This is a genomic window from Streptococcus sanguinis (assembly GCF_050225395.1).
In the GTDB taxonomy this organism is placed as follows: Bacteria; Bacillota; Bacilli; order Lactobacillales; family Streptococcaceae; genus Streptococcus.
In genome coordinates this window covers 156,793-178,294 of the sequence record NZ_CP071431.1, presented here as the reverse complement: position 1 = coordinate 178,294, position 21,502 = coordinate 156,793, and the positions used below count along the sequence as shown (strand labels likewise).

Here is a 21,502-nt window from a genome sequence, read left to right as displayed (position 1 = left end):
ATTTTTCAAGGTAGGATCCATTCTTGATTTGCTTTTTTCCTTTTGAAAATGAATTAAATTTTCAAAAAATCTGTTTTTTCTGAAAGTTGTTAGTTTATTAAAAATAAAAGTTCGGAATTTTTGTAAAATCGTAGCGAAAATTTGTTTTCTTTTTCCGTTTGTAATAGACTAAAATTACTACCATAGGACGGTGAAACGATGACGATTAATCAATTACTGCAGAAACTGGATACATCAAGCCCTATTCTCCAAGCGACCTTTGGTCTGGAGAGGGAAAATCTGCGAGTGACAGCTGACGGGCACTTAGCTCAAACTGCCCATCCGAGTCAGCTTGGTTCCCGCAATTTCCACCCGACCATCCAAACAGATTTCAGCGAGCAACAACTGGAACTAATTACACCTATCGCTCACTCGACTAAGGAAGCACGACGCTTGCTGGGAGCTATCAGCGATGTGGCTGGCCGCTCGATTGACCAGAGTGAACGCCTGTGGCCCCTGTCCATGCCACCGCAGCTGACTGAAGAAGAGATTGTCATCGCCCGTTTGGAAAACGACTACGAACGCCACTACCGAGAGGGTTTAGCGAAAAAATATGGCAAAAAACTACAGGCCATCTCTGGCATCCACTACAACATGGAGCTAGGAAAAGATCTGGTCACTTCTCTCTTTCAAGTCAGCTCCTACCATTCACTCAAGGACTTTAAAAATGACCTCTATCTCAAGCTGGCTCGAAACTTTCTGCGTTTCCGCTGGATTTTAACCTATCTCTACGGGGCTGCCCCTTGGGCAGAAGCCGGTTTCTACAGTCAGGAAATTTCCCAGCCTATCCGCTCTTTTCGTAACAGCGACTATGGCTATGTCAATGACGAGAATATTCAGGTATCCTACGCTTCTTTGGAACAATATATAACTGATATTGAAAACTACGTTCAGTCAGGCGAGCTCAGCGCTGAAAAAGAATTTTACTCAGCCGTTCGCTTCCGAGGACAGAAGCACAATCACGCCTATCTGGAGCAGGGTATCACCTATCTGGAATTCCGCTGCTTTGACCTCAATCCTTTTGACCATTTAGGCATTAGCCAGGAAACCTTAGATACTGTCCATCTCTTTTTACTGAGCCTGCTCTGGCTAGATGATGTAGAAAATGTTGATGCAGTATTAAAAGCTGCCCACGACTTAAACCAAAAGATTGCTTGTAGCCACCCGCTAACTGCCCTGCCAGATGAGGCAGACAGCTCAGCACCGCTCCAAGCCATGGAAGAGCTCATCCAGCATTTTGAACTGCCGACATACTACCAAAACTTGCTTGATCAGCTTAAAGAGGTACTACTAAATCCTCAGCTAACCCTATCTGGCCAGCTCCTACCTCATATCCAGCAGGATTCCTTAATGGCCTTTGGACTAGAAAAAGCAGAGGAATATCACCGCTATGCTTGGACTGCTCCTTATGCTCTTAAAGGCTACGAAAATATGGAACTGTCCACCCAGATGCTGCTCTTTGATGCTATTCAAAAGGGGCTGAATGTAGACATCTTAGATGAAAATGACCAATTTCTCAAACTTTGGCATGGTCACCATGTGGAGTATGTCAAGAACGGCAACATGACCTCCAAGGATAACTATGTCATTCCTCTGGCTATGGCCAATAAAACAGTCACCAAAAAGATTTTGGCAGAAGCTGACTTTCCCGTTCCAGCTGGAGCAGAATTTTCTTCCCTAGAGGATGGACTGGCCTATTACCCTTTGATTAAGGACCGACAAATTGTCGTCAAACCAAAATCGACCAACTTCGGACTGGGCATCTCTATCTTCCAAGAACCGGCTAGTCTGGAAGCTTATGGCAAGGCTTTGGAGATTGCTTTTTCAGAAGACGCCGCCGTCTTGGTGGAGGAATTCATCGCTGGAACGGAATACCGCTTCTTTGTCTTAGACGGTCAGTGCCAGGCAGTCCTCTTGCGCGTGGCGGCCAATGTCGTCGGAGACGGTCAGCATACCGTGAGAGAATTGATTGCCATCAAAAATGACAATCCGCTGCGGGGCCGAGATCATCGTTCACCACTTGAAATCATTGAACTGGGCGACATTGAACTCCTTATGCTGGACCAACAAGGCTATGGACCAGATGATATCCTTCCTGCTGGAGTCAAGGTTGACTTGCGGCGCAATTCCAACATTTCTACTGGCGGAGACTCGATCGATGTCACAGACAGCATGCACACGTCTTATAAGGAACTCGCTGCTGACATGGCAAAGGCTATGGGAGCCTGGGCTTGTGGCGTTGACCTAATCATCCCTGACAGCTCTGCTATTTCCATAAAGGAAAATCCCAACTGCACCTGCATCGAGCTCAACTTCAACCCCTCTATGTATATGCACACCTATTGTGCTGAGGGGCCGGGACAAAGCATCACCCCTAAAATATTGGCCAAACTTTTCCCAGAAATGGACTGATAAGACGAAAATCGCGGGAGTTATCTTGCGATTTTTGTTTGAATACTTGAGAGAATCGAAGAAATTTTCGTTCTGGAAACAACGCATGCTTCATTGATAGGAATAAAATGCCTTTCTGAATTAAGCAAATATAAAAAATGGTCTCAATATATAAAATCATTTTAATCTTTATCCTTCAAAAATCAGCTTTTATGTTAAAATAGAGATATCACATTGAGAAGAAAGAGAAACGTCCATGTCGAGGAGAAATGATGATTCCAACCAGCAACCAGAATGGTTTAGCTGGATTTGGATACTTGTATTTGTATTTGGTTCTGGAGCTGTAGCCAGCTATCTAATTCCCATAGCTATTCTGGGGGCTATTGGCTACGGAATCTATCGCCACCAAAGCCAGAAAAAAGTTCGGATTGAAGCTAAACAAGCCAGCATTGGCCGGATTGAAGATTTGAAATCAGAGATTGGCCATGCTGACCGCCGTATTAAAGAATTGGAAGGCTACCAAGAAGATGGTGACCAAGAAAGCTATCAGAATTTAGCTCTAGAAATTCTTCCCCAGCTAACCTATATCAAAAATGCTGCTAACGACCTACGAGGAGAAATTCCTACTTCGGTCTACCAGCGAATCCAGACCAAAATTCGTACTGTCACCGATGAAATCGATGAACAACTGAAAAAGATTGAACGAGAGAAAAAACGAAAAGAAGCGCAGCCTAAGAAAACTAGTCTAGAAGAGCTATCCCCAGAATTGGTCGCTACGGTTCGCAATATTCAGATTGACCATGAGGCCATTCTTCAAAAAATCTCTCAATCCGAAAGCAATAATAAGGAAGAACTGACTGCCATTCATCAGTCCCAGATGGAGCACTACGAAGATATTTTAGAAGGCTACCTCAAAATCAAAGCTTCTCCCAAAGATTTTTACAATGCAGAAGAGCGGCTAGCCAAGGCCAAAGCAGCTATCGAGCAGTTTGACTTGGACCTAGACGAAGCACTGCGCCAGTTAAATGAAGCTGATTTGAGGGACTTTGACATTAGTCTGCGCATCTTAGACAAGGAAAAACAAACAGAAACTGGTCTTTAAGCTATATAAACCAAAGGAGAAACTATGAGCCAAGAATTTAATTTTGATATTGATAAAATTGCTAACAATGCCATCAGCAAAAGCGACAAAACAACAGAAATCATCGAAGCCAATACGACTCAAGAAAATGGCCAGCTAACTTTTCTGGAAAAGCTGACCCCTGAGCAACAGAATGCGATTACAGCTAAAGCTCCGCAGCTGGTGGATAATTTCGTATCGGACCAAAATGCCTTGCTGGACTTTGGCCAATCTGCTGTAGAAGAGGTCAACGGCACTGTCAATCGTATCTTAGCCGAGCAGAAAAAATTACAAATTCCCCAGGTAGATGAGCTTTTAAAAAATACCAACAAAGAACTCAATGGCTTTGTCGCAAAATACAAGGATGCTCAAGTAGCGGAACTGGACAAAAAGCCTAATTTCTTGGAAAAACTCTTCAAACAGAGCAAAAACACTCTTCAAGAATTCTATTTTGACTCACAAAATATTGAGCAGAAAATGGACGGCATGGCTGCAACCGTCGTCAAGCAAGAGGATGTTCTGGCTCGCAATATTGTTTCTGCTGAAATGCTGATTGAGGACAATACCAAATCGATTGAAAACCTAGTTGGAGTTATTTCCTTTATCGAAGCTGCTCAGCAAGAATCTGGCAATCGAGCGCTCAAGCTGCAGGCTGAAGTTGCTCAGCTAGATATGACAACCGTTGACTATCAAGTTAAATCGCAAGAATTAGCTCGAATGACAGAGGTGGTCAATACCCTAGAGCAGCAACACACTGAATATGTCAGCCGTCTCTATGTGGCTTGGGCGACAACGCCTCAAATGCGTAATCTGGTCAAGGTTTCCTCTGATATGCGCCAGAAGCTAGGAATGCTCCGTCGAAATACCATTCCAACTATGAAACTGTCTATCGCCCAGTTAGGGATCCTCCAGCAATCGATGAAGTCCGGTCAGGTAGCTGACGCCATCTCTAATGCGAATAATGCTGCCCTTCAAATGCTCGCCGAAACGAGCAAGGAAGTCATTCCTCAGCTGGAGCGGATTTCTCAAAGCCCTACTATCGCTGTTGAGTCTGTCACTAAGCTGGCAGAAAGCCTCGTCGCACAAAACCAAGGCATCATCGAAGCCATTGATAAAGGACGGGAAAAACGCGCTCTGCTAGAAGCTACTGTTATCCAGTCTGCAGAGACCATCAATAACTCTGTCAAATTGCGTGATCAAAAGATTATCCAAGCCCTATTGGACCAAGGCAAGGAAGCCCAGAAAGAATTAACTACAGAATAAGTAAAAGAGCCTAGGTGGCTCTTTTAATGTTTTACTTTTTAAATGATCAATACAGTCCTGTCTTCCGATTATCCCTTTAAAACAAGCAGCTTTCCAGTAGTTCTTTATTGCGCAGCTGGGCTAACCAGTTGTCAGGAATCCCTTCCAAACCATAGATGATACCAGCCAGACCGCCAGCAACTGCTGCTACTGTATCAGTGTCATCGCCTAGATTAACAGCTTTCAGGACGGTTTCCGGATAAGAAGTGCTAGTCAGCAGACACCACAGTGCTGCTTCCAAGGTATCCACCACATAGCCACTAGAGCGAATGTCGTCTTCTGCTAACTCTGCTAAAGTTTGCAAACGAGCATAGGTCGTACTAGTCTCTAAGCCTGATAGTATTTCCTCTAGTTGCTGGCCTTTTAAGAGCCTACGAGCAATATTCACATAAAGCTGGCAGGCCTCTACGGAAGTCGCATGGGCATGTGTAATACTGGAAACAGCTTCAATATCAGACGGACTAGCTGCCGTAAAGGCTAGGGGCAGAATCCGCATCAAAGAACCATTTCCATTGGAATATTCATCAGATAGACCGTGTCCCCTTGTCAATGCTTCGCGAGTCGCATTTCCTACATCGAAAGTCAAACCAGCTGGTGTGTATGCTCCCTCGAAGAGCCAATTTTTAAACCGCTGCTGCATATCGGCAGGGTCAATCTTACCTTTTTCCCTGATAGAATCACAGGTCGCCAAAACAAGGCTGGTATCATCTGACCAAGTACCAGCTGGTTGCTGATGGCTGCCATAGCCCACCATCTCAACCGCTTTAAAACTGCCTCGGGTTAAAAATTCATACGGAACTCCTAATGCATCAGCTACCGCCAAACCATAGACTGCCGCTTTTAAAGATTGATTCATAATAGCCTCCTTTGTTTTTTATTTTATTATACTATTTTTGATCTTAAAATTCTTCCTAACCCCAAAAAACAAGCACAGTCATGCGCTTGTTTTTCTATTTTGTGTTAAAATAAGAGGTATGGACAAAATTATCAAAACTATCTCAGAAAATGGTTCTTTCCGAGCTTATGTGCTGGATAGCACAGAGACGGTTCGGATCGCTCAAGAAAAACATCAAACTCAAGCAAGCTCTACCGTTGCACTTGGCCGCACACTGATTGCCAGTCAAATTTTAGCTGCAAATGAAAAAGGCCAGACCAAGATTACCGTCAAGATTCTCGGGACCAGCTCACTAGGCGCGATTATCACAGTGGCAGATACCGAGGGCAATGTCAAAGGCTATGTGCAAAATCCCGGTGTAGATATCAAAAAGACTGCCACCGGCGAAGTTCTGGTTGGTCCTTTTGTCGGGCAAGGAGAATTCCTCGTCATCACGGACTATGGTACGGGCAACCCGTATAACTCCATGACTCCTCTCATCTCTGGAGAAATCGGCGAAGACCTAGCCTTCTACCTGACCGAAAGCCAGCAAACACCTTCCGCAGTTGGCCTCAATGTTCTCTTGGATGAGAATGATAAAGTTAAGGTTGCTGGCGGTTTCTTGGTACAAGTTCTGCCTGGTGCCAAGGAAGCTGAAATCGCCCGCTTTGAGAAGCGAATCCAAGAAATGCCTGCTATCTCAAAACTGCTGGAGTCCGATGACCATATCGAAGCTCTGCTGGCTGCCATCTATGGTGATGAGCCATACAAACGCCTGTCTGAAGAGGAAATCCGCTTCCAGTGCGACTGTAGCAAAGAGCGCTTCATGAATGCCTTGGCTACTCTGCCAAAGGCTGACTTAGAAGAGATGCGTGACCAAGACCAAGGGGCTGAAATTATCTGCCAATTCTGCCAGACAGCCTATCACTTTGACCAAAATGACCTGGAGGAACTGATTCGTGACAAATCTTAATACCCCTTTTATGATTGGGAATGTTGAAATTCCCAACCGCACAGTTCTGGCGCCTATGGCCGGCGTAACCAACTCTGCTTTTCGGACCATTGCCAAAGAGCTAGGAGCAGGCTTGGTCGTCATGGAAATGGTCTCTGACAAAGGCATCCAGTATAACAACGAAAAAACCCTCCACATGCTCCATATTGATGAGGGAGAAAATCCTGTTTCTATCCAGCTTTTCGGCAGCGACGAAGACAGTTTAGCCCGCGCAGCGGACTTTATCCAAGAAAACACTAAAACTGATATTGTCGATATCAATATGGGCTGCCCGGTCAATAAAATTGTCAAAAACGAAGCTGGAGCCAAATGGCTCAAGGATCCTGAGAAAATCTATAAAATCATCAACAAGGTCCAGTCCGTTCTAGATATTCCTCTGACAGTCAAGATGCGGACTGGCTGGTCTGACAGCTCACTAGCTGTAGAAAATGCTCTAGCAGCTGAAGCCGCTGGCGTCTCAGCCCTGGCTATGCACGGGCGGACCCGTGAGCAAATGTATACTGGTCATGCTGACCTTGAGACCTTGCACGATGTAGCCCAAGCTCTGACCAAGATTCCTTTCATCGCTAACGGAGATATTCGCAGCGTCCAAGACGCAAAACAGCGGATTGAAGAAGTCGGAGCAGATGCCGTCATGGTAGGACGGGCTGCTATGGGAAATCCCTACCTCTTTAACCAAATCAACCACTACTTTGAAACCGGCGAAATTCTTCCAGACCTCAGCTTCGAGGACAAGATGAAAATCGCTCACGATCACCTTTCTCGCTTGGTGAATCTCAAAGGAGAATATGTAGCCATCCGCGAATTCCGGGGCCTAGCTCCGCACTATCTGCGCGGTACTGCTGGAGCAGCCAAGCTCCGCGGTGCTATTTCACAAGCTGAAAGTCTGGCTGAAATTGAAGAACTCTTACAAATTCAAAAATAAAAACGAAAGGAAGCCCATTGGACTTCCTTTTTTGTTCTGTTTAGGGTTGGGTCACCACAACGCTTGTTACTGAACCATCCGCTCCTGTTGTAATCTGCAGATTGGCATTGCCTTGGCCACTTAACTGCGCATTGTATTTTCCATCATCCAGTGTATAAGAGTAGGAAGCAATGGAATAATTATCAGTCTTTCCATCTGCAGACTGGACTGTGAATTGACCATTACCTGATACAGTCACAGTATTTCCATTGGTATCCTTCCAAGTACCAGTAGCAGCTGAGAAATCCCCATCCACCATAGTCAAGACACCTTTATAGCGAGCATTGCTGGCTGCCTGCTTATTTTGAAGCTGGCGATTGCTTTCTGGCGATTGGGCTGGTTGAACCGGTTGAGACTGAGTATTTTTTCGACCTGAAGCTTGCTGCGGCTGCGTTTGTTGGGCTTGAGGAGCTTCGACAGTAGACTGTTGCTGATTAGCAGGAATTTCGGCTTGTCCAGGCTGGCCAACTGCTCCTTCTGAAGAAGCGCTATTGCTAGCCTTAGGAAAAGTGCTGGCCTTGCTGGATGACGCGGCTTTTGAGCTAGAGGAAGTCTGAACAGTCTTGCTAGAACTAGCACTTGTTGTACTTTCTTCTTTCTTACCACATGCCCCTAAAAGCAAACTAGAAGCCAGAACTGCAGCTGCCATCATTTTTGTATAAGTACGTATTTTCATCTTTTGTCTCCTTGTAATATTTGGAAATCTTTTTGTAACATTATTGTAACACTGTAGATTTACTATGTCAATCATTTATATAATATTTTTCAAAAAATTTTTTACTCAAGCGAAATTCTGTTTTTCAATCTGCTTCTTTTTTCATGAGAAACACGCTCCTACTTATCTATTCGTAATTAAAAATGAAAAAACAGGACAAATTTGTCCTGCAAGAGAAATATATAATCAACTTTCTTTTAGTCTGATTTTTCTACCTTAAGCTGATACACTTTTCTCGGCTTCTTCTTTGGCACGCGCTTAACGCCAGCCTCCTCCAAGTATTCTCCAAATTTTACTAAAAAATTATTGCTAACGATAGGGCGTCTAGGTGAGATGAGGTTGACCAGCTCAGTCCCTTCATAGACAGTAAACGGTGATTCCAGCAGATGGAGAAAAGTTGGATTCCAGTCCAGTCGTCCCTGAATCCGCTTGATAGATTCCAACAGGATTTGGTAGTGGTCAAAGGCAAAGTCCTCTGCTGTCAGGAGCCGTTCACCATCTTTAAAACTACTAGTCTTAAAGTCAACATCAAGAAAGGTGACTTCCTTGGCATCATCCCCAGCTTGCGCTTGGTCTACTGCTATGGCCGGCAGATAGACCAGATGGGCAATGGTGATGACCCAACCGCGCGGATCACGTCCTGGAGTAGAAACCGTCATCAGCTGTTCCACCTTTTCCAGCGGTATCTCCAGCCCCACCTCTTCCTTTACTTCCCGAATACAGGCTTGATAGGCATCCTCATGCTTGTCCACAAAACCTCCGACTAGGGCATATTTATTCTGATAAGGATGAGCCTTACGCTTGATGACCAAGAGTTTCACCTGACCATCCACAAAACAGTAAGCCACCATATCTGCTGTTACGCTGGGTGTCTCGTACTTGGGTAAATCCTGTATCTTGTACCATGCCAAAAAGGCGGACTCATCCGCCATGGTTTCGTAGTACTCTTTTTCCGACATTCCCGATGGGATATCCTGTTTGGTCATGAATTTTTCGTCCTTTCCTAAGCTATCTTTTTCTATCAAAAATCTCAAGCTTTGGTCTAAGCTTTCTTCACCGCCTTGGTCCACTGATACCATCCGACGATACTATTGAGGGTATAGACCCAGTACATGGCCTGGATATGGAGATTGCTACCCCACCAGAGATAGATACTGAAGAGATTGGTCGCAATCCAGAAAAGCCATTGCTCGCGATAGAGACCAGTCATAAGAAGCTGACCGATACCATTGGTCGCATCTGTCACACTATCACGGAAAGGCCGGTGACTGTGAATGCTCTTATAGGCAAAGCCCATACCAATCCAAATCAAGGCAGTCAAGGCCAAATATTTAAGCCAGCCACGCCAGTCTAGCTTCTTAGCTTCAAAATGAGAAGGCTCTTCCTTATCTTGCTCATTGACCCGGTTGGACAGCCAAGTATAAAGGCCGATTGGCTGCATGATAAAGAAGTAGACCGTAGTCAGCACTTCTCCATAAAAGCTAGCCTGAAAAGACAATAGGAGGTAAATTGCCGAATTAACCGCTCCAAATAGGTAATTGCTGGCCCGCCCCTCGGCTACTAGAATAACGCAGACGATGCCAGTCCAGGAAGCAAAGAGACCCAGCCAGTCATGCTGCTCCTGACCACTGGTGAACTCCAGAATGAAAGGCAGACTGGAAAGAGCAATCAAGTAGAGCCATTGAGCCAAGCTGCGCCCGCCAAATAAATCCTGCCAGAACAATTTCGCTATGCCGCTAAAACCTTGTTTTTTAGCTGCCGCACAGACATTGCGGAAATTCTGAACAAAGGTTTGAGATTTTTGTTTTAGTCCTGCGGAGAGAGCTGCAAGAGAGAGTTTTTGTTTTTTTACTACCATTCTATTTTACCACTTTCTTTTTTAATCCGCTTGATAAATCATGTCGATCGCTTCTTTGGCCGCCTGATAATTGTCCAAATAACTGCCAGCCAGATAGACAGTCGGAATATGAGCCAAGCACTGCTCTTTCAGCTTTTTCAGATAGCTGGAAAAATCACTGCGTATAGCCTCGTCTGCCATACTCATATCGCGAAAGCCATCGTTGACATAGGCCCCAACCGGCTCAGCAAAGAGAATCAAATCCCATTTTTCCTTAGACAAAATGCTTGCAAAGAGATTGTCAAAGGTATCTGTCTCTTCATCCTGAACCGGACTTTCTTTCAGATAGTAATCATAGTAAGCCTTGGTTACCAGAGAATTTGTATCAGCCACGACCAGACCACGGTTGGCGCTGCTGTCAATCAAGCGGGAAGTCTGAGCATATTGTCCTAAGAGCAGATAATAGTAGTCTTTAGGAGTCAGCTCATCGTCTCGCACGTTATTTTGAATCTGGTATTCTCGAGCATATTCTAGACTAACTGGAGCATCATAGTAACGAGCCAAATCCTTAGCCAAGGTTGTTTTCCCATTGCTGGCGCTTCCCATAATCAGCACTTTCTTAGTAAAGTGACGACGGAAAGGTTGGGCGATATATTTCCAGTAACGACTAGGATTTTCCCGAATCATCGTAGCTGAGATACCAAACTGGCGCTCTTCCAAACAGGTTTCAAAACCACGCTTTACCAGCTCCGCTTGATAGTCTGATTCTCCGACAAAGAAAATCAACTCCTCGCGTTCTGCATCATAGCCCACCAACTCCAATAAACCTGGCAACCACTTGTCCCAACCCATAGGGTAACGAGGAAAAGAAGTTTCATCTAGCTTATAAACCTGGGTCAGCTCATCATCAGCAAAAGTCTCCCGCGTATAGCGGAATCGCTTCTGCAGAGACAGACCCACTTCCTGCCCACGGTCTCCCTGATAACCAGAAACCACCACGCGTACCTTGTCGTAAGAACGCTTAGCTTTCTGAATCAAATCGATATGCCCCTGATGCAAGGGAGCAAAGGTTCCAAATACGATTGCAATTTTTTCTTTCATAGCTCTATCCTTTTTATTGTTTTTTATATTTTGTTCTTTCTATGTTTTTATTATAAACTATATTTTCTTTTTGTCAATAGTTTTTTATAAAATTTTATAAAAATATTTTAAGACACTTTAAAACTGTATCTAATGCACAAAAAAAGAACCTAATGCCTTGAGCATCAGATTCTTTTTACAAAAGATTTATTGCTGATAGACTTCTTGGTAGAATTCCAGCTTGTCTCCATCCTTGACAGTGATTTGATTGGCTGCCTTAGGAGCCATTTCTCCGTTGACCTTAAACATCCAGTAGAGACCCTTTGCTTCATCCTGAGCATGACCGTCAATAGAAGTGATAAAACCATCTTTTTCTTCGACCTTATAGGCCTTCTTCAAAGCATCCATAGCTGTCTTTCCTTCTGCAACAGCCACCGTTTTCTCGCTCTTCTCCTGACCTTCTGGTGCAATACTGATGCTAATTTTCAGTTCCTTTTTGACAGAAGAATCAGCAGAGCTAGAGCTCTTGTCAGTATTGGTCTGACTGCTGCCGCAACCAACAAGGAGAAGGGCAAAAGCAAGTGTGAGCAAACTAAAGATTTTTTTCATTATAGAGCCTCCTTAAAATAGGGTACAAGAGTGGGTAAAAAAACAAGGTCGACAGTCCGTGCGCTATATTGAAGGTCAAAGCGTTGATAATCGCATAAGACCACCAGTGATAGTTGTAAAGCAAGGCTGTCAGTGTATCGATGGCAATGCCATAGCCAAAGGATAGGAGAGCTGCTGCTATTCCCTGTCCCACTAGATTTAAGCGAGGATAGAGCAGTCGCCAAAGGCAAAGAATCAGTCCAAAGGACAGCAACTGAAAGAGGACAATCGGACTCATTCCCAAAAGAAATGCTGATGTAAACATCGTCACAGCCATCACTAGGAGTGAAGTCTGCAAATTCTCAAAGATAACTATCAGGAAAAAGATAGCTGAAATAGGCTGCACATTGGGCAAAAAGGAAAATGCATAGCGAAAGGCCACACATAAAGCCGATAGGATGGCAATTTTAGCCATTTTACGAGCGGACAAAGGTACCTCCTTTTCTAATTGAGTGAATCAAGAGAAGTTGGACTAGGTATGCAGCTCAACAGCATCCCAGTCTTGGGCCGTATTCAGCCCCAGCAGCCAGTCAAGGCCAGACCGCCTCTCCAGAACAACACTTTCATCAAGGCCTGCCGGTGCTGGCTGGTCATGAATCCGAGCATCAACACAGGCCCAATGATAACGATAAATCAAATCATCCTCATCCAGTAACTCTTCTAGGCTGCGCGGTTGACATTTACCTAGAAATTCCTGAAAGTCAACCGCACTAGCGACTGCGTCAATAGCAGCATCACAATCACAAATTTTATCTGGAAACGGCAAAGTATCTACTAGACCTAAGTACCAAATCAGGGACCAATAGGCCTCGTATTTCCAAACCATATTGATGATAGCTGCCGGGGCGGCACGATTTTCCAAGACTGCCCTTTCTTTGGGCGTCAGCTCTTCCTGCACCCCGTATTGCTGCAGTTTATCCTGCAGCCACTGGCGGCTCTCCTCATTATAATTATTATTTTCGATATCCAAGGCCGCCTGAATAATCAAGAGGCTGGTAATAGCCCGACGCGCAATTTCTTCTAGCGAGCGCGGCCGTACCTGCTCAGCACTTTCGATGACCGGCAAATGCTCAAGGTAAGGAATCCCCTCCTTTTTCAAGCGCTGGATACTAGCCGCTTTGCGCTCTTCTGGTTTTTTCACTCTGGCTCGCTTGCCTGCAAATAAATCTTTAAAAAACGACATATCAGCCTCCAATCCTTCAATTCCCAATTTCATTGAATGATGAAATAACTGTTCGGTATAATTGCTATCAGGGATTAACCGCGAGCACACAATTTCCCATTGCAAGGTTCGCTTTCTAGGCCACTTCGAACTTGAGTTGACCAGCTTTGACCCCGACCTTAAGAGTTTGACCCGTCGTCAAGTCTCCTGTCAAGAGGAGCTCAGACAGCTTGTCCTCCACCTGAGTCTGCAGAGTGCGGCGCAATGGCCGTGCTCCCATTTCCACATCGTAGCCTTCCTGAGCCAGCAGCTTAAGTGCACTAGCCTGAAACTTCAGCTCAATTCCCTTCTCGGCGAGACTGGCAATGAGCGGTTTGACCATAACCTTGACCACTTCCTGCATATCTTCTGCAGATAAACTGTGGAAGACTACCTTCTCGTCAATACGGTTGATAAACTCAGGTCGATAAGCTTTCTTGAGTTCTTCCAGCATCCGTTTTTCCATATTGGCGTGGTCCAAGCGGATATCCCGAGCCCCAAAACCTACCGTCTTATCATCCCGCAAACTGGTTGCTCCCAGATTGCTGGTCATGATAATAATCGTATTGGAGAAGTCCACCTTGCGGCCCTTGCTGTCAGTCAGCTGACCGTCATCCAAGACCTGCAGGAGAACATTGAAAATATCCGGATGCGCCTTTTCCACCTCATCGAAAAGCAGGACAGAATAAGGTCTGTTGCGTACCTTCTCAGTCAGTTCGCCTCCTTCTTCATAGCCTACATAGCCTGGAGGGGCTCCGTTGAGGCGGCTAGCTGCGAATTTCTCCATGTACTCACTCATATCAAAGCGGATGAGTGCAGATTCGTCATCAAAGAGACTTTCGGCCAAGGCCTTGGCTAGCTCTGTCTTCCCGACTCCTGTCGGACCGAGGAACATAAAGGAGCCAATCGGCCGCTTGCTGCTGCGGATACCAGACTGGTTGCGTCGGATAGCTCGGCTGATAGCTGAAATCGCCTCGTCCTGTCCAATCACGCGTTTATGCAGTTCTGTTTCCAAGTTGAGGTATTTCTTCGCATCTGTCTGAGTCAGCTTCTGCACTGGAATACCAGACAAAGCACTCAGAGTAGCCAAAACATCGTCTTCTTCCACTTTCAGTTTATAGAGCTTGGGTTTCTGCTCTTGCTCAAGCAGTTGTGAAACCTTTTTAAAGTCCGCTGCCATCAAGGCTTGATCCACTGGAGTCAAATCCGACTGCTCGTAATTCTGCGGTCCTCTGTTCTGGACTGTCGCACTGGCCTCGTCCAAAAGATCAATGGCAGAGTCCGGCAGGTGCTTGCTAGTCAGATAGCGATGGGCATATTTCACCGCTGTCTCGATAGCCTGATCACTAATCTGTACCTTGTGATGGTCCTCATAGCTCTTTCTCAGACCTTGTAAAATAGCAATGCTATCAGCTACATTAGGCTCTTCTATGCTGACCTTGGCAAAACGCCTAGAAAGAGCAGCGTCTTTTTCAATATGTTTCTGGTACTCTTCCTGCGTCGTAGCACCAACTGTCCGCAATGTTCCGCGAGCCAGAGCCGGTTTCAGGATATTAGCCGCATCCAAGGTCGAGTCAATACCGCTACCAGAGCCCATGATGGTATGCAGCTCGTCGATGAAGAGAATGACATGACCATCTTCTTCAATGTCATTGATAATGTTGTTCATCCGCTCCTCGAAATCTCCGCGAAAGCGAGTGCCAGCAACCACATTCATCAAGTCCAGCTCCAAAACCCGCATCTTGGCAAGTTCAGCAGGAACCTGACCAGCTGCTACACGCTGGGCCAATCCTAAGGCCAGAGCCGTCTTACCAACCCCAGCGTCTCCAACCAAGACTGGATTGTTTTTAGTCTTGCGACTGAGAATCCGAACTATCCGTGAAATTTCCTGATCACGGCCAATGACGGGCTCCAATCGGCCATCTCTAGCCAGCTCCGTCAGATCACGGGTGTAGTCTTCTAGGCCTCCGCTAGTAGAAGCCGGCATCCCCATCATATTAGCCATGGTCTGCTTGGCAGCCATTACCCCCTTATTCAGACTGCGAATAGCCTTAATATCTTCCTTGACCCAGCCAGCTCGCTGCTCCAAGACCTTTCGCAAATCACTGATTTTCGGCCCCTGCTCCTTATCCTCGTAGCTAAAGCCGGTAAATTCCAGGATACGAGAGGCTAAGGTCCCTCGGTCAAATAGCATGGCCAGCAGCACATGCTCAGTACCTATATGCTTAGCCCGAACAGCTTCTGCAATCTGCCCCGCCTCCTCAAACAACTCCTCTAAGCGATAAGAAAAAGGCAGCAGCTCAAAGTGACCGTCTTTCTGATAAGCCTGACCAGTAATCTGAAAAGCCGCTTCTTCAAATCCATCAACTTCCACAGGAAACTCATTGAGGACTGAACCAGCAACGCTGTAGGGATTATTAGCCAGAGCAATCAACAGATGCCATGATTCCAGATAATCTGTCGTAAAATGGCCGGCCAAGAGCTGAGCTGCTTCCAAGCTTTCTATTAAGGCTTTTGAGTATTTCATTTATGATTCCATTCCTTTTCTGTCTAGTTGTTGTAAAATCTTTTTTAATATCCGGGCACGAATCACCGCAGCTCCATCACCCAAAATCGAGTCCGTTGCTGTTGATAAGATTAGATTGCCCTCACGTTCAGTCATAATCTTCTCGTCAAAAAGAAGCTGAATAACATCTGTAAAAACCTGCTGGCTGACACGTTCTCCCACACTGTCGCATAGGCCACAAAGCATCTGATGCTGGTCGGAAAATTCAATCTTTCCAATCCGAATATAGCCGCCGCCACCACGCTTACTCTCGACGATATAGCCCCGACTTTCCGTAAAACGAGTCTTAATCACATAGTTAATCTGACTGGGAACCACCTGAAAAACATCAGCCAGTTCACTGCGTTTCAGTTCAACCATCCCTGCCTGAGCCAGAATCGACTTGATATATGCTTCAATACTGTCCGATGTGTTTTTTGCACCCATGACTTTCCTTTCCAGTTGAGAATTTCAGAATAAATTTCTTTTTTCCTTGCTTCTCTAACATTGACTATCTTTGACTAATATTATACCGGAAAAGTCTTTATTTTGAAAGAAAAAGGGATGACTGAAAGGTCTGACAATTCAAACTAGTGAAAAAGCTTCGATAGACTTGTGTAACCGCTTGCTTTTTGCTTTTAAAGCGTTATAATATAGGTGGAAATCCACAAGGAAAAGACAGACAGAAACTCCTGCCTGCCAACTATCATCTAAACAAGGAGGATAATCCAATGAAAATGGATTGGCTCAACTATTCTCGTCATGTACTCAAATGGCTCTTTGCAGCTCTGAGTATTTTCACCATCTTTTCTGCTGATTACGTTGATATTCCTATCGGAGCTCTCATCGCTTGTCTTTATGCTCCCTTACTCTTCGAACAGGAGCTGGTCAGCAACCGAGTCAAATGGTATAGCTTTCTGATTATGATGGTGGTTACTCTGCCCCTTTTGTTTATTACCAAAGTCTACCAGTTTAGCTTGACTTACCCCCAAACGACAGTGCTTCTCTTCCTCTTGGCAGTGTTGATTTTTACCAACGGCTTGATTGCTCATAAGGAAGAAAGAGAAAAAGCAGCTAAATGATGCTACTCACCATTCTGAACTGGATGTTTAAAAAACCTATAAAAAAGGTCTGAGAAAAAATCTCAGACCTTTTTATCGTTCTATTTCTAAGCTAAAAACGATTAGTTTTGACCAAGAGCAGCAGCCATTGTTGCAGCTACTTCGTTTTCAAAGTCGTTAGCAGCTTTCTCGATACCTTCACCAACTTCAAAGCGAGCGAACTCAACTACTGAAGCATTTACTGATTCAAGGTAAGCTTCAACTGTCTTGCTGTCATCCATGATGTATACTTGTGCAAGAAGTGTGTATGCTTGGTCAACTTTAGTGTTGTCAAGCATGAAGCGGTCCATTTTACCTGGGATGATCTTGTCCCAGATCTTTTCTGGTTTGCCTTCTGCAGCCAACTCAGCCTTGATGTCTTCTTCAGCTTGAGCAACAACTGCATCAGTCAATTGAGCTTTAGAACCGTATTTCAAGTGTGGAAGAGCTGGTTTACCAACCATTGCACGGCTTTCGTTGTCTTGATCGATGACATGGTTCAATTGTGCCAATTCATCTTTGACAAATTGCTCATCCAATTCTTTGTATGAAAGAACAGTTGGTTTCATCGCAGCGATGTGCATAGAGATTTGCTTAGCAAGAGCATCGTCTCCACCTTCGATAACGGAGATAACACCGATACGGCCACCATTGTGTTGGTAAGCACCGAAGTGTTGAGCATCTGTCTTTTCAATCAATGCAAAGCGACGGAAAGAGATTTTTTCTCCGATAGTTGCAGTTGCAGATACGTATGCAGCTTCAAGAGTTTCACCTGAAGGCATTGTCAAAGCAAGCGCTTCTTCGTTGTTAGCTGGTTTGCCTTCAGCGATTACTTTCGCAGTTGCATTTACCAAATCAACGAATTGAGCATTTTTCGCAACGAAGTCAGTTTCAGCATTCACTTCAACAACAGCGGCAACATTACCGTTTACGTAAACACCTGTCAGACCTTCAGCAGCAACACGGTCAGCTTTCTTAGCTGCTTTTGCCATCCCTTTTTCGCGAAGCAATTCAATCGCTTTTTCGATGTCACCATCAGTTTCAACAAGTGCTTTTTTAGCGTCCATGACACCAGCACCAGATTTTTCACGCAATTCTTTGACAAGCTTAGCTGTAATTTCTGCCATTTTTCTTCTCCTATTTTTTAATGTAAATAAAGGAGCTGGGCTGAGCCCTGCCCCTTTAGGTTAGTTTACTGATTATTCGTTTGAACCTTCAACAACTTCAACGATTTCTTCGATAGAATCTGCTTGAGTTTCAGTTGCAGCCAATTCTGCTTCTACTGATTCAACGCTATCTTCACCTTGACGGCCTTCGATAACAGCATCAGCCATTTTCGCAGTGATCAATTTAACCGCACGGATTGCATCGTCGTTAGCTGGGATGATAACATCGATATCATCAGGATCAGTGTTAGTATCAACCATGGCAACCACTGGGATACCTAATTTCTTAGCTTCCTTAACAGCGATTTGCTCTTTATGAGGGTCAACTACGTACATCACATCTGGGATGCGAGGCATATCTTCGATACCGCCCAAGAATTTTTCAAGACGAGCACGTTGTTTGTTGAGAAGAGCGACTTCTTTCTTAGGAAGAACTTCGAAAGTTCCGTCTTCTTCCATGCGTTTGATTTCTTTCAAACGAGCTACACGTTTTTGGATAGTAGACCAGTTTGTAAGAGTTCCACCCAACCAACGGTGGTTGATGAAGTATTGACCTGAACGTTCTGCTTCTTCTTTGACAGCGTCAGCAGCTTGCTTTTTAGTACCAACGAAGAGGATAACTGCATCGTTAGCAGCAGCATCACGCATAAAATCGTAAGCTTGGTCAGCATACTTTACAGTTTGCTGCAAGTCGATTACGTGGATGCCATTACGCTCAGTGAAGATGTACTTAGCCATCTTAGGGTTCCAGCGACGAGTTTGGTGACCAAAGTGAACACCAGCCTCAAGAAGTTGTTTCATTGAAATTACTGCCATGAGTAAATTCTCCTTTTTGTTTTTTTCCTCTTTTAGATTTCAGCTCGCAGAACCACCCGAGGGCAACAGTCCCACAATTCATCTAAAATGAGTATTTTGCCATTTACACGGCAACCTCTATTATAACAAAAGCGCAGCTCTTTGACAAGGCATTTACCAGATTTTCTTCCGCTAGCCACTATTCCCACTTCTCAGCAGAACATTTATTCTCCAAATTGTTCAGAATAGGAACATCTAATATTTTCTGCTTTGACTATGAAAGACTCTTGACGAAAGCAAGTATTTACGATAGAATAATAAGAGTCGCGGCGGTATAGCCAAGTGGTAAGGCACGGCTCTGCAAAAGCTTGATCGTCGGTTCAAATCCGTCTACCGCCTTCGTAAATATATTTCTAGAAGTCCCTCAAAGGGCTTTTTTATTGCATTTCCTATTGTTTCTAGCAAATTTTGCTGATATAATATTATAAAAACATCATTCATCATCAGCGAAAGGAAAAAAGATTGATTATGAAAAAAGTCAGCTTCTATGCCCTCAGCCTTCTCTCTCTGCTAGCTCTCTCAGCCTGCATGCCTGCCAAGCAGACACAGCAAAGAAAAAAGACGCCTAGCTCCCTCAAAGCTTCGAAAAGTTCAACCTCAACAAAGGAATCTAGCAAAAAAAGTTCCTCTTCTAGTGAAGATGATGAAGACTACTCTACTTCTTCTAGCTCTAATACTCGCAAGGACCCTAATGCTCAAATCAGCCTAATTGATCAGGGAGAGGCTCTGGAAGCTCTTGGGGATATCCCTGAAATTCCAAAATGGGCTGAATTTAAAACCATAAAAGTTGAGTCCCTTATAGGATCTGCTGGTCCTACTCCCAGCACCAAAGATGAGGTTGTCAGCAAAATGGGACCCGCTGACTCAGATATGGGAAGTGGCGGCTTTTGGCGAGGAACTGATTACAGCATCTTGATAAGTTTTAGTGACCAGGGAGCAGTAACTACCAAGACAGCCAGCCTACCTAATCCTAAGAAAATCAACAATCTCAAGGATGTGCAACCTGGGATGTCCGCGCAGGAGGTCGTTGCTAAACATGGACGCCCAGAAACAATCGCAGTCTTTGGCCACTCAACTGTTTTTGGATGGAAAGGTCAAGATGGCAAAGATTACAGCGTCATGTTCGATCAAGATAAAGTCTATCAGATTGTTGAACCGTAAAATGTAAATTTGCTATTTTAAACTTTAGATTTTATAGAACTCTATTAATTTCTCTACTCAGAATAATCAAATCGTTGGGGTAATGTCTACCTATCAAATGAAACAAACCAAAGATATTATTGACTCCGTCATTAAGGATAAGTAATCTTACAATTGGCTCCAAAAACACAAAAATCCAAGACCTTTTTAAGTCTTGGATTTTATTTTTGACGAGGATAGCGACTTCGTCAATTAAAGCTCTGCAATTTGGCTAAGATTAACTTCGGCCACGGTGTCATTACCAAACATGGAAATAATCATCTTGACCTTGTTATTATCAATCTCCGTAATCTTACCTGTATAGTCAGTGAAGGCACCATCGATGATACGAACAGTATCCCCAACCTTAACGTCCAAGTCAAACTCCTGCACTGTTTGGCCCATGGAGATGAGAATGTTGCGAATCTCTTCTTCCAAGAGCGGCGTTGGTTTAGAGCGGTTTCCGTGTGAACCGACAAATCCTGTTACATTCGGAGTATTCCGCACGACAAACCAAGCTTCATCTGTCATGACCATTTCCACCAAAACATAACCAGGGAAGCGATTTTCTTCGATTTCCTTGGTCTTGCCATTTTTCTCTACTTGCACGGTCTGAGTAGGGATTTCCACGCGCAAGATATTTTCCAGCATATTATAAGTCTGAGCGCGCTGCAAAAGATTTTCTTTTACCTTGTTTTCATAGCCTGAATAGGTCTGCAGTACAAACCAACCTTTGTCAAAACTGTCCATGAGTTCATCCTTTCCTAAATAAAAAAGCCTGCGGGCTTCTGCTTCTTTCTAGCCCTATTATACCATAATTTCCCCAAATGCAAAGGAATTTAATAACTATTTTCCTGACAAATCAAAGCCTTTTAATTCTGCCCAAAAATTCTTGAATCGGTGTTGTCTAGTATGAGAAATTTTTATTTCAAACGATGAATTATAGATAGATTTGATTTTTTTGAAATTGTCGGCGCGTAAATAAGGACATACGCCAAAAATCCCACCTACTCACAATAGGTGGGACTTTGAATGATATGGCTGCCGCAAGATTCTTCTCTATTTCTACTTCAGTTGTTAAGAGAAAATATTCAGAATCTGGAATAGACCGCTTGCCACTACTTTGTCAAAGATATAGATGATTACTACAAAGAATGCAGTGTATTCCATGACAGAAATAAAATCTGTCCATCTTTCTTTTCGGGTAGGCCAAGTTGTATCTTTCAATAGTTTAAAAACATCTTTAAAGAATTTCACAACAATCTCCTATCTAGTTTCTTTATGCAGGGTGTATTTACTGCAATGCTTACAAAATTTATTAACTTCTAAACGCGTTGGTTTTGGAGTGCTACTGAGCTTAACCGAGTAGTTCCTAGAACCACAGACTGTACACGCTAGACTCGCTTTTTTTAATGCCATAACGCCTCCATCTTTCTTATTATAGCAGGATTCTATACTTTTGACAAGCCGTTCA

22 protein-coding genes and 1 tRNA gene are annotated in these 21,502 nt (G+C 44.2%); 8 read left to right on the top strand and 15 right to left on the bottom strand.

Annotated features, from left to right (window positions below; genetic code table 11):
- Positions 1–198 precede the first annotated feature (198 nt).
- The 3 genes from gshAB (at position 199) to J1C81_RS00960 (ending at position 4,813) form a co-directional block, all read left to right on the top strand.
- Positions 199–2,451 (top strand): bifunctional glutamate--cysteine ligase GshA/glutathione synthetase GshB, encoded by a 2,253-nt coding sequence (gene gshAB, locus J1C81_RS00970; protein WP_002916663.1) that lies wholly within the window; start codon positions 199–201, stop codon positions 2,449–2,451.
- Between the two features lie 235 nt (positions 2,452–2,686).
- Positions 2,687–3,532, top strand: coding sequence for a membrane protein (locus tag J1C81_RS00965; protein WP_002916664.1), 846 nt, complete (start codon positions 2,687–2,689; stop codon positions 3,530–3,532).
- Between the two features lie 24 nt (positions 3,533–3,556).
- Positions 3,557–4,813, top strand: a complete 1,257-nt coding sequence (locus J1C81_RS00960; RefSeq protein WP_002902094.1) for a toxic anion resistance protein — start codon at positions 3,557–3,559, stop codon at positions 4,811–4,813.
- Between the two features lie 76 nt (positions 4,814–4,889).
- Here the strand turns inward: J1C81_RS00960 and J1C81_RS00955 are convergent, their stop codons facing one another.
- Positions 4,890–5,708, bottom strand: a complete 819-nt coding sequence (locus tag J1C81_RS00955; protein WP_002916665.1) for an ADP-ribosylglycohydrolase family protein — start codon at positions 5,706–5,708, stop codon at positions 4,890–4,892.
- A 118-nt stretch (positions 5,709–5,826) separates the two neighbouring features.
- On the opposite strand from J1C81_RS00955, the gene hslO reads away from it, so the two are divergent.
- Positions 5,827–6,699 (top strand): Hsp33 family molecular chaperone HslO, encoded by an 873-nt coding sequence (gene hslO / locus J1C81_RS00950; protein WP_002916667.1) that lies wholly within the window; start codon positions 5,827–5,829, stop codon positions 6,697–6,699.
- Positions 6,686–7,663, top strand: a complete 978-nt coding sequence (dusB, locus tag J1C81_RS00945) for a tRNA dihydrouridine synthase DusB (protein ID WP_002916668.1) — start codon at positions 6,686–6,688, stop codon at positions 7,661–7,663. The genes hslO and dusB overlap by 14 nt, the downstream gene beginning before the upstream one ends.
- 40 nt (positions 7,664–7,703) lie before the next feature.
- On the opposite strand, the gene J1C81_RS00940 is transcribed toward dusB, so the two are convergent.
- From J1C81_RS00940 to J1C81_RS00900, 9 genes are all read right to left on the bottom strand, one after another.
- Positions 7,704–8,453, bottom strand: a complete 750-nt coding sequence (locus J1C81_RS00940; protein ID WP_002916669.1) for a hypothetical protein — start codon at positions 8,451–8,453, stop codon at positions 7,704–7,706.
- Positions 8,454–8,614: 161 nt separating this feature from the next.
- Positions 8,615–9,403 carry an NUDIX domain-containing protein gene (locus J1C81_RS00935; RefSeq protein WP_032909977.1) on the bottom strand — a complete coding sequence of 263 codons (789 nt, stop codon included), beginning with the start codon at positions 9,401–9,403 and terminating at the stop codon, positions 8,615–8,617.
- 56 nt (positions 9,404–9,459) lie between these two features.
- Positions 9,460–10,275, bottom strand: coding sequence for a nicotinamide riboside transporter PnuC (gene pnuC, locus J1C81_RS00930; RefSeq protein WP_002916671.1), 816 nt, complete (start codon positions 10,273–10,275; stop codon positions 9,460–9,462).
- Between the two features lie 21 nt (positions 10,276–10,296).
- Entirely contained in the window at positions 10,297–11,355 is a 1,059-nt protein-coding gene (locus J1C81_RS00925; RefSeq protein ID WP_002916672.1) for an AAA family ATPase, read from the bottom strand.
- A gap of 186 nt (positions 11,356–11,541) precedes the next feature.
- Complete coding sequence (locus J1C81_RS00920) at positions 11,542–11,943, bottom strand: DUF4430 domain-containing protein (RefSeq protein ID WP_002905510.1); 402 nt, start codon at positions 11,941–11,943, stop codon at positions 11,542–11,544.
- Positions 11,927–12,412, bottom strand: a complete 486-nt coding sequence (locus tag J1C81_RS00915; protein ID WP_002916673.1) for a hypothetical protein — start codon at positions 12,410–12,412, stop codon at positions 11,927–11,929. The genes J1C81_RS00920 and J1C81_RS00915 overlap by 17 nt, the downstream gene beginning before the upstream one ends.
- Before the next feature lie 42 nt (positions 12,413–12,454).
- Positions 12,455–13,198: a DUF4272 domain-containing protein gene (locus J1C81_RS00910; protein ID WP_002916674.1), complete on the bottom strand. Its 744-nt coding sequence runs from the start codon at positions 13,196–13,198 to the stop codon at positions 12,455–12,457.
- 82 nt (positions 13,199–13,280) lie between these two features.
- Positions 13,281–15,710, bottom strand: a complete 2,430-nt coding sequence (locus J1C81_RS00905) for an ATP-dependent Clp protease ATP-binding subunit (protein WP_002916675.1) — start codon at positions 15,708–15,710, stop codon at positions 13,281–13,283.
- Entirely contained in the window at positions 15,711–16,175 is a 465-nt protein-coding gene (locus tag J1C81_RS00900) for a CtsR family transcriptional regulator (RefSeq protein ID WP_002916676.1), read from the bottom strand.
- A 185-nt stretch (positions 16,176–16,360) separates the two neighbouring features.
- On the opposite strand from J1C81_RS00900, the gene J1C81_RS00895 reads away from it, so the two are divergent.
- Positions 16,361–16,810 carry a hypothetical protein gene (locus J1C81_RS00895; protein ID WP_002916677.1) on the top strand — a complete coding sequence of 150 codons (450 nt, stop codon included), beginning with the start codon at positions 16,361–16,363 and terminating at the stop codon, positions 16,808–16,810.
- A 101-nt stretch (positions 16,811–16,911) separates the two neighbouring features.
- Here J1C81_RS00895 and tsf read toward each other — a convergent pair whose 3' ends face one another.
- Both tsf and rpsB read right to left on the bottom strand, forming a co-directional pair.
- Positions 16,912–17,955, bottom strand: coding sequence for a translation elongation factor Ts (gene tsf / locus J1C81_RS00890; protein WP_002894014.1), 1,044 nt, complete (start codon positions 17,953–17,955; stop codon positions 16,912–16,914).
- A 72-nt stretch (positions 17,956–18,027) separates the two neighbouring features.
- A complete protein-coding gene (gene rpsB, locus J1C81_RS00885) occupies positions 18,028–18,810 on the bottom strand; it encodes a 30S ribosomal protein S2 (protein WP_002894015.1) in 783 nt (260 codons plus the stop codon).
- 307 nt (positions 18,811–19,117) lie between these two features.
- On the opposite strand from rpsB, the gene J1C81_RS00880 reads away from it, so the two are divergent.
- Both J1C81_RS00880 and J1C81_RS00875 read left to right on the top strand, forming a co-directional pair.
- A tRNA-Cys gene (locus J1C81_RS00880) sits at positions 19,118–19,188 on the top strand.
- Between the two features lie 129 nt (positions 19,189–19,317).
- Complete coding sequence (locus tag J1C81_RS00875; protein ID WP_002916678.1) at positions 19,318–20,010, top strand: hypothetical protein; 693 nt, start codon at positions 19,318–19,320, stop codon at positions 20,008–20,010.
- 231 nt (positions 20,011–20,241) lie between these two features.
- Here J1C81_RS00875 and nusG read toward each other — a convergent pair whose 3' ends face one another.
- From nusG to rpmG, 3 genes are all read right to left on the bottom strand, one after another.
- Entirely contained in the window at positions 20,242–20,778 is a 537-nt protein-coding gene (gene nusG, locus J1C81_RS00870) for a transcription termination/antitermination protein NusG (RefSeq protein ID WP_002894018.1), read from the bottom strand.
- 327 nt (positions 20,779–21,105) lie between these two features.
- A complete protein-coding gene (gene secE / locus J1C81_RS00865; protein WP_002894022.1) occupies positions 21,106–21,285 on the bottom strand; it encodes a preprotein translocase subunit SecE in 180 nt (59 codons plus the stop codon).
- 9 nt (positions 21,286–21,294) lie between these two features.
- Positions 21,295–21,447, bottom strand: a complete 153-nt coding sequence (gene rpmG, locus J1C81_RS00860) for a 50S ribosomal protein L33 (protein ID WP_002894024.1) — start codon at positions 21,445–21,447, stop codon at positions 21,295–21,297.
- Positions 21,448–21,502 lie beyond the last annotated feature (55 nt).